Here is an 8,531-nt window from a genome sequence, read left to right as displayed (position 1 = left end):
GCCGGCCATGGATGATGACGATGTGCGCCGCGGACGGCCGACCGTGCATATTGCCTATGACGAGGCGACAGCCATCCTCGCCGGTGACGCGCTGCAATCGTCTGCCTTCGAGATCATGGCCGGAGCCGACACGCATCCCCATCCCACCGTCCGGCTGGCGCTGGTGGAGGGGCTGGCGAAGGCCTCCGGCGCGCGCGGCATGGCAGGCGGCCAGATGATCGACATGCTGTCTCCCACCCGCACCGGCGATGATATCGGCGTGCTCACCCGGCTGCACCGGATGAAGACGGGTGCGCTGATCAGTTTCTCGGTGGAAGCGGGCGCCGTGCTGGCCGAGGCCGGGCAGGATGCGCGCCATGCGCTGGAGGGCTATGCCCATGATCTGGGACTTATCTACCAGATCGTCGACGACCTTCTGGACGCAGAAGGCCTGCCGAGTATTGCCGGGAAAGCCGTCAACAAGGATGCCCGTCAGGGAAAAACCACATTTGTCACGATTCTGGGGGTGGACGGGGCGCGCGAACGGGCGCGTCATCTCGCCGCCCAGGCCAAGGAACACCTCGCACTCTTCGGCAGTTCTGCCAATATCCTGAAGAATTGCGTCGACTTCGTACTTGAACGGCGGTCCTGATCCGGCCCTTTTACCGGGCCTTGTAACACGAATGCCGGTACATGCCGGACGGCAAGCTGGAGCCATTATGCCTGACACGCCCCATCTCGACCGCATCACCTCCCCGAAGGACCTGAAGAATCTGGATGTGGGCCAGCTGCGCCTCGTTGCCGACGAATTGCGCGCCGAGACGATTGATGCGGTTTCGGTAACGGGCGGGCATCTGGGTGCGGGCCTTGGCGTGGTGGAACTCACCGTCGCGCTGCATCACGTGTTCGATACGCCCGATGACGTCCTCATCTGGGATGTCGGCCACCAGTGCTATCCCCACAAGATCCTGACCGGCCGGCGCGACCGTATCCGCACGCTGCGCCAGGGCGGCGGCCTGTCCGGATTCACCAAGCGTTCCGAGAGCGAGTACGACCCGTTCGGGGCTGCGCACGCCTCCACCTCGATCTCGGCGGCTCTGGGCTTTGCCGTTGCCAGCGACCTCAAGGGCGAGAAGCGCCACGTCGTCGCCGTGATCGGTGACGGCTCGATGTCGGCGGGCATGGCCTATGAGGCGATGAACAATGCCGGTGCGCTGGACAAGAACCTCATCGTCATCCTGAACGATAACGACATGTCGATCGCGCCGCCTGTCGGTGCGATGAGCCATTATTTCGCGCGTCTGGTCTCCTCCAAGGGCTACCGCTCGCTTCGCAAGATCGGCAAGGGCCTTGCCAAGGCCATCGGCGTCGAGGAAGCCGCGCGCCGGGCCGAGGAATACATGCGCGGCATGGCCGTTGGCGGCACGATGTTCGAGGAGATGGGCTTTCGCTATGTCGGCCCGATTGACGGGCATGATGTCGCCCAGCTGGTCGCAGTCCTGAGAAATGTGCGCGACGGGCAGGACGGTCCGGTCCTGATCCATGCCGTGACCCACAAGGGCCATGGTTATGCGCCCGCGGAGGCGGCTGCCGACAAGTATCATGGCGTTTCGAAGTTCAACGTGATTACCGGCGAGCAGGCGAAATCCAAACCTGCCGCGCCGAGCTATACCGGCGTGTTTGCCGAAGCCCTGATTGCGCAGGCCGAAGCCGATCCGGCCATTGTCGCCATTACCGCCGCCATGCCGGGCGGCACCGGGCTCGACAAGTTTGCCGCGCGCTTCCCCGATCGCTGCTTCGATGTCGGCATTGCCGAGCAGCATGCGGTTACCTTTGCGGCAGGTCTCGCGGCAGCAGGCATGAAACCCTTCGCCGCGCTTTACTCCACCTTCCTGCAGCGCGCCTATGACAGCGTGGTGCATGACGTCGCCATCCAGAACCTGCCGGTGCGTTTCGCCATAGACCGGGCCGGTCTTGTCGGCGCGGATGGCTCCACTCACGCAGGCAGTTTCGATCTCGGCTATCTCGGCATGCTGCCGGGCATGGTCATCATGGCCGCGTCTGACGAGGCCGAGCTGGCGCGCATGGTGCGCACGGCCGCTCTCATCGACGATGGCCCCAGCGCGTTCCGCTATCCGCGCGGCGAGGGCATTGGCGTTGAGATGCCGGCCAATCCCCAACCGCTGGAGATCGGCAAGGGCCGTATCGTGCGCGAGGGGAGTGCGGTCGCTATCCTGTCGCTCGGCACACGGCTGGAGGAATCGCTGAAAGCCGCCGATCAGCTTGCCACCCATGGCCTTTCGGCCACTGTCGCTGATGCACGTTTTGCCAAACCGCTCGATGAGGATCTGATCCTGCGCCTGGCGCGCGAGCATGAAGTGCTCATCACCATCGAGGAAGGCTCGCGCGGCGGATTCGGCGCCTTTGTCCTGCACCTGCTTGCGGAGAAGGGCGCGCTCGACCGCGGCCTGAAGATCCGCACCATGACGCTTCCGGATGTGTTCCAGGAACACGATACGCCGGTGAAACAGTATGACGAGGCGCGTCTCAATGCCCGCCATATCACCGCAACGGTGCTCGATGCGCTGGGCCGCGCCGAGGAGGCGGCCAAGGCGCTGGCGTGATAGGAGAGAGCAGTTCGGTTCATTCCCGGAGTTGCCCTGATGCCCGTCGCCAAGCCTTCCCGCTCCATCCCCGAGCACTCCGGTACGTCCTACCCGCCGCCGCACGATGAACGGGTGAAGCGCCGGGCCTGGCGGGCGCTCGGCAATGCGTTCGGCCTGACCCAGTTTGGCGTCAATCTGGTGCGGCTTGAGCCGGGTATCTGGTCGTCCCAGCGCCACTGGCATGCGCTGGAGGACGAGTTCATCTACGTCCTCTCGGGCCATCCCACGCTCGTCACCGATGCTGGCGAGGAGCGACTGTCACCGGGGGATTGCGCGGGCTTTCCGGGCGGGGTGAAGGACGGCCACCATCTGAAGAATGACACCGACACCATCGTGGAGATTCTGGTTGTCGGCAGCCGGGTCCCTGAAGACCATGGCGAATACTCCGATATCGACATGGTCTTCCGGCCCGGACGGGCCGGATATGCGACGAAAGGCGGGACACCTTTCTAGTTCCGCAACGCATCCGCGTTGCGATGTTCCGCGAAAAGTCGCGGGCGCGCGTTCGCGCTTTTCGGTGCTGCGCGCCGTAATTTCCCGGTCCTTCTATTCGTCGTTCCCGCGCAGGCGGGAACCCAGAGCCATTTTGCACTGTCTTCGCTCTTCGATCTCTGGATCCCCGCCTGCGCGGGGATGACGAAGGGAAGGTTACAGCCAAAGAAAAACCCCTCCGGCCCGTCGGCCGAAGGGGTCTTCCCGTCTCAGCACGCGAGCGGCAAGCCGCCCGCGCGTGATATCAATCTGTCAATCAGGCCGATTGCAGGTTGGTCGCGGAGTATTTGCCGCTCTTGGCGTCGCGCGCTTCCTCGTAGGAAATGCGCTGGCCTTCGTTGAGGGCGGCCATGCCCGCACGTTCAACAGCCGTAGCGTGGACGAATACGTCCTTGCTGCCATCATCCGGCTGGATGAAGCCGTAGCCTTTGGTGGTGTTGAACCATTTAACAGTTCCCGTAGCCATGGGAGTATTCCTTGTAACAAGACATAACACAGCGACCTGCGAAGCAGGCGCGCCAACGGTATCGAAGAGAGGTAGAGGGAAGGGGGCGCAAGAAAAACTGCGCTAAACCTGATCGTCGGCCAAAATTCGATAGGGCTTTATAGCGCATTATCGCCCTATCCGCAAAATAAATTCGTTGCAAAGTAATTGCGAGGCGATAGTGAACACTGTTTCGGATACAAGTAAAAAATTTCCGGCATCAACAGTGAGCGCGGTGTATATGCCAAGCGCAGCATGAAACTTGCAGTCCCTGCTGGACTGTCTGCAATGGAAGAGGGCTCCGTCCGTCACAATGCGCGCAGACCATTACCTCGTTGCTCACGGCTATTTTGACACACGCGCCCGCGCACAGGCCGCGATCCGGGCAGGCCGGGTGCGCATCAATGGTGTTGTCCTCGCCAAGCCGTCGCAGGGCATTGCCGAAGGCAGCCGCATCGAAGCTGAGGCCGAGCACCCTTATGTCAGCCGGGCCGCGCTTAAGCTGGTGGCTGGCCTCGAAACGTTCGGAGTGAACCCGGAAGGGCGCATCTGTCTCGATATTGGCAGTTCGACCGGCGGTTTCAGCGAGGTACTGCTTCAGCGCGGAGCGGCGCGCGTCTATGCGGTCGATGTCGGACGGGACCAGCTGCATCCCTCGCTTCGCGCCCATCCCCGGCTTGTCAGCCTTGAAAGCACCGACGCCCGCAATCTCAACCGCGAGCTGATCCCGGAATCACCGGATTTGATCGTCTGCGATGCCAGCTTTGTCGGACTGGCCAAAATACTGGCGGTTCCTCTGTCGCTGAGCACATCTGACGCCGATGTGATCTTGCTCTTCAAGCCGCAATTTGAGGTGGGCCGTGCCCATATCGGCAAGGGGGGCATCGTGACCGACGAAGAGGCCACGGCACAGGCGCTCCAGGCCTTTGCCCTCTGGCTGTCGCAGACCGGCTGGCAGGTTGCGGCACAGTGTCCCAGCCCGGTTTCAGGCAGTGACGGAAACCGCGAAATCCTGCTGCATGTCTGGCGCGGGTAATCCCGCACAAGGCGCATGGTTCTTACAATTATCATTGACGTTGCACGCCGGTATTTGCTTAACACCGCCCTCCTGCCTCGACTGTTTGTCCCCTGTTGCCGGAGGCCTCATGTCGCCTGTCTGGTTTGTGATTATCGCGGGCCTGAGCGCGCTTCTCGCCGCTCCCGTCACCCGCGTTGCGGGCCGTTTTGCCGGTCCGTTGCTGGCGCTGGTTCCGGCTTTCCTGTTCATCTCGCTCCTGATGCAACTGCCCGACCTTCCCGGCGGCGTTGCCATTTTGCAGACGATTGACTGGGTTCCGGCCTATGGCGTCTCGCTCGGCTTTAGGCTGGACGGTTTCTCGCTGCTCTTCTCGCTCCTGATCACCGGTATCGGTACGCTGGTTGTGATCTATGCGGGCAGCTATTTCAGCGGCGAAGAGGCCAAGGACCGGGGACGTTTTCTCGGCTTCATCCTGCTCTTCATGACGGCGATGCTCGGCACGGTTCTCGCCGATGACCTGATCATGCTGTTCATCTTCTGGGAGATGACGAGCCTCGTCTCGTTCTTCCTGATCGGGTTCAAGCACGAGGATGCGAAGGCGCGCAAAGCCGCCCTGCAATCGCTCGTGGTCACAGCCGGCGGCGGTCTGGCGCTGCTTGGCGGCATCATCATTCTCGGTCTGACGGCAGGCACGTTCTCACTGACCGGGATCACCGCGCAGGCCCCGCAGATTGCCAATTCGCCGGCCTTCCCGGCGATCATCGTGCTGGTGCTGATCGGCTGCTTCACCAAATCTGCCCAGTTCCCCTTCCATTTCTGGCTGCCGAACGCGATGGCCGCGCCGACCCCGGCGAGCGCCTATCTGCACTCCGCCACCATGGTGAAGCTCGGCGTCTATCTGCTGGCCCGTTTCGATACGGGCTTTGGCGAGTTCGTGATCTTCTACGCCCCGCTCATGGTGTTCGGCGGCGTCACCATGCTGATCTCGGCCTTCGCCGTGATGCGCTCCACGGGCTTCAAGGCGGTGCTGGCCTGGTCCACCGTGTGCTCGCTCGCCACGTTGGTCCTGTTGGTCGGCGTGCCCGGCCTCGACGGCGTGAAGGCGACGATCGGGTTTCTGGTGGCGCACGCGCTTTACAAGGCTGCCCTCTTCTTCGCAGCCGGCCAGGTTATCCATTCGACGCACCAGTACGAGCTGGCGCGCCTCGGCGGCCTGCGCTTCAAGCTGCCGATCACGGCGGTGGCCAGCATACTCGCAGCCATTTCCATGGCCGGCGTGCCGTTCTTCCTTGGTTACAAGGCTAAGGATTTGTTCCTGACCGCCACGCTCGGCGGCGGTGACTGGGCCATCTGGCTGACCTTCACCGCTCTGGCGAGCTCTGCCGTGATGACGGCGGTGGCCGGACTTGCGGCGCTGCGCCCCTTCTTCATCAAACCGCCTTATGGCGAGGTGAAGGTCTATCATGGCGAGTATTACGGCATGGCCCTGCCACCGCTCATGCTCGGCCTTCTGGGGCTTGCGATCGGTGTCATTCCGGCCCTGTTCTGGGACAGCGTCCTTACCCCGGCGATCAGCGCGCTCTATGGCGGTGCGGTTACGCTCGACGTCCATGCCATGCCCAGCCTGGGGCCGAAATTCCTCTTCACGCTCGGACTTCTTCTCGCCGGCGCGGCACTGGTCTGGCTGTGGCTCCGCCTCTATCGCGATCCCGATGCGGTGAAACCCAACATGGTGTTTGCCGATCTGGGCTATGGCGCCGTGATGGGCGCTCTGGACCGGGCGGGCCGCGTGTCTGCCCGCGTGCTTCAGGCCCTGTCGCTGCGGACCTATATCGCCGTGACGCTGGGCTTTTCGACGCTGGCGCTCCTCCTTGCGCTCTCCGGCTTCTCGCTGGACATGATCAGCGCTGCGGCTGCCGAACCGCTGCGCCCCTACATGGTGGTGGTTCTGCTGCTGACCATCGTTGGTTCAGCGGTCGCCGCACTCTCACGCTCGGTGCTGATCTCCATCCTGGGCGTCGGTATTGTCGGCTACACCATGGCGGTGGTCTTCCTCCTCAATGGTGCGCCGGACGTGGCCTTCACCCAGTTCACCGTCGAGACGCTCTCCATCGTGATCCTGCTGGCGGTGCTGCTGCGCCTGTCACTGCAACCGGCTCCCCAGCAATCCTTGCTGAAGCGTCCGCTGGCACTGGCGATCTCTGCCGGTTTCGGCATCGCTGTCGGCCTTGGCGTCATGGCGATGAGCGTCCTGCCGTTCGATAGCCGCCTGTCGGACTTCTTCGGCGAAGCGAGCTATGTCGAGGCCAATGGCCATAATGTGGTCAACGTCATCCTCGTCGACTTCCGCGCACTCGACACGCTGGGCGAGATTTCGGTCGTGGCGCTTGCCACCTTGTGCGTCTGGGCGCTGCTGCGCCGGCGCGTAGAGACGAAGGGTTAAGCCGATGATGAGTTCAGTCATCCTCAATGCGCTGGCCCGGATCTTTTTCGTCGCCATGCTGATCTTTTCAGTCTTCATCCTCCTGCGCGGGCACGACCTGCCGGGCGGCGGCTTCATTGGTGGTCTGGCGGCTGCGGCGGCCTACACGATCGTGACGCTGGCGTTCGGTGCCACAACGGGCCAGCGCTGGCTGATCCTGCACCCGGTCGTGCTGATGGGCATCGGGCTTTTCTGCGCGATCCTGTCGGGCCTGCCGCCCCTGATCGGCGATTTTGGCGGCTTCCTCTACCATTTGTGGTGGGAGGGTCAGATCGGCTTTCTCGAACTGAAGGTCGGGACCACGCTCCTGTTCGATCTTGGCGTCTATTTCGTCGTGGTCGGTGGTGTGCTGGCCATCCTCTTCCGCATGTATGAGACCGGCTCCGAGGAGGCGAGCGAATGACGCTTCTCTATGCACTGGCTGTCGCCGCGATAATGGGGGCAGGGGTCTTTTTGATGATGGACCGCAATGTGATCCGCATCGTGCTGGGCACGGCGCTCATCGCGACCGGCGTCAATCTCGTCATCTTCCTGGCCGGCCGTCTCGGCCCGACCGATCCGGCCATCATCGAAAGCGGCGCCTACACGCTCGCTGAAGGCGCGGCGAACCCGCTGCCGCAGGCGCTCGTGCTGACGGCCATCGTGATCGGATTTGCCCTACTGGCGCTGGCGACCATCGTTGCCTATGAGGCGACCCGCGCGCTCGGCACCGTCAATGCTGACGAGATGAACGCGGCCCGCGAGGACGGCGATCCCTTCCAGTCGACCAATGGCGAGGGGAGCCCGAAAGGCCAATGAGCGCTGATCTTCTTGTCATTCTTCCGCTGATCCTGCCGCTGATTTTCGCTGCCTTCGGTGCCGTATTCTGGCTGCGTCCGCACTGGCAGCGCTGGGTCACTGTCATCGGCATGGCCCTTTCGGCTGCGGCTGCCTTTGCCTTGCTGGCATCTGTCATGGCGAACGGTGTTGTCGCGTCCCAGCCGGGCAACTGGGCGGCACCGTTCGGCATCACGATCGTGGCGGACACACTCTCTGCGCTGGCCGTCGCTGCAGCCAGCCTCGTTGCGCTCGCCGCTTCGATCTATGCCTTCCGCGGTGTCAGCGAGAATGCACTGCATGGCGGGTTCTTCCCGCTGTTCTGCGGCCTTATGGTGGGCGTGAACGGCGCCTTCCTCACCGGCGATATCTTCAACCTCTATGTCTGGTTCGAGGTGCTTCTGGTCTGCGCCATCGGCCTTCTGGTGGTGCACCGTGATGGGGTCAATCTGGACGCCGCGGTGAAATATGCGGCGCTGAACCTCTTCGGCACGACGATGTTCCTCACTGCCGTGGCCTTCCTCTACGGCGCTGCCGGAACGCTGAACTTTGCCGACCTCGCCCGCGTCGTGCCCGAGCTTGGCACGTCGCCCG

General features: G+C 63.1%; 9 protein-coding genes. 8 read left to right on the top strand and 1 reads right to left on the bottom strand.

The features are described 5' to 3' along the window. The 3 genes from ACTS2Z_RS14275 to ACTS2Z_RS14265 all read left to right on the top strand — a co-directional run. A partial coding sequence (locus tag ACTS2Z_RS14275) for a polyprenyl synthetase family protein (RefSeq protein ID WP_442573871.1) occupies positions 1-631 on the top strand: 631 nt, incomplete at its 5' end. A 67-nt stretch (positions 632-698) separates the two neighbouring features. After that, a complete protein-coding gene (dxs, locus tag ACTS2Z_RS14270) occupies positions 699-2,603 on the top strand; it encodes a 1-deoxy-D-xylulose-5-phosphate synthase (protein WP_442573870.1) in 1,905 nt (634 codons plus the stop codon). Between the two features lie 39 nt (positions 2,604-2,642). Continuing rightward, on the top strand, positions 2,643-3,098 hold the full coding sequence (locus ACTS2Z_RS14265) for a cupin domain-containing protein (RefSeq protein ID WP_442573869.1): 456 nt from the start codon (positions 2,643-2,645) through the stop codon (positions 3,096-3,098). 295 nt (positions 3,099-3,393) lie between these two features. Here the strand turns inward: ACTS2Z_RS14265 and ACTS2Z_RS14260 are convergent, their stop codons facing one another. Next, positions 3,394-3,603: a cold-shock protein gene (locus ACTS2Z_RS14260; RefSeq protein WP_036513089.1), complete on the bottom strand. Its 210-nt coding sequence runs from the start codon at positions 3,601-3,603 to the stop codon at positions 3,394-3,396. A gap of 331 nt (positions 3,604-3,934) precedes the next feature. Between ACTS2Z_RS14260 and ACTS2Z_RS14255 the strand changes: the two genes are divergently transcribed. The 5 genes from ACTS2Z_RS14255 to ACTS2Z_RS14235 form a co-directional block, all read left to right on the top strand. Further along, positions 3,935-4,657 carry a TlyA family RNA methyltransferase gene (locus tag ACTS2Z_RS14255; protein WP_442573868.1) on the top strand — a complete coding sequence of 241 codons (723 nt, stop codon included), beginning with the start codon at positions 3,935-3,937 and terminating at the stop codon, positions 4,655-4,657. A gap of 109 nt (positions 4,658-4,766) precedes the next feature. Continuing rightward, entirely contained in the window at positions 4,767-7,082 is a 2,316-nt protein-coding gene (mbhE, locus tag ACTS2Z_RS14250) for a hydrogen gas-evolving membrane-bound hydrogenase subunit E (RefSeq protein WP_442573867.1), read from the top strand. Positions 7,083-7,086: 4 nt separating this feature from the next. Beyond that, complete coding sequence (locus ACTS2Z_RS14245) at positions 7,087-7,524, top strand: MnhB domain-containing protein (protein ID WP_442573866.1); 438 nt, start codon at positions 7,087-7,089, stop codon at positions 7,522-7,524. After that, a complete protein-coding gene (locus ACTS2Z_RS14240; protein WP_442573865.1) occupies positions 7,521-7,919 on the top strand; it encodes an NADH-quinone oxidoreductase subunit K in 399 nt (132 codons plus the stop codon). Before ACTS2Z_RS14245 ends, ACTS2Z_RS14240 begins: the two co-directional genes overlap by 4 nt. Continuing rightward, positions 7,916-8,531, top strand: a 616-nt coding sequence (locus ACTS2Z_RS14235; RefSeq protein ID WP_442573864.1) for a proton-conducting transporter transmembrane domain-containing protein, incomplete at its 3' end; no start/stop codon positions are given. The genes ACTS2Z_RS14240 and ACTS2Z_RS14235, both read left to right, overlap by 4 nt.

The sequence above is a fragment of the Glycocaulis sp. genome, assembly GCF_052168375.1.
Taxonomy (GTDB): domain Bacteria; phylum Pseudomonadota; class Alphaproteobacteria; order Caulobacterales; family Maricaulaceae; genus Glycocaulis.
The sequence above is the reverse complement of the archived record's forward strand: the minus strand, read 5'-3'. Positions and strand labels throughout refer to the sequence as shown.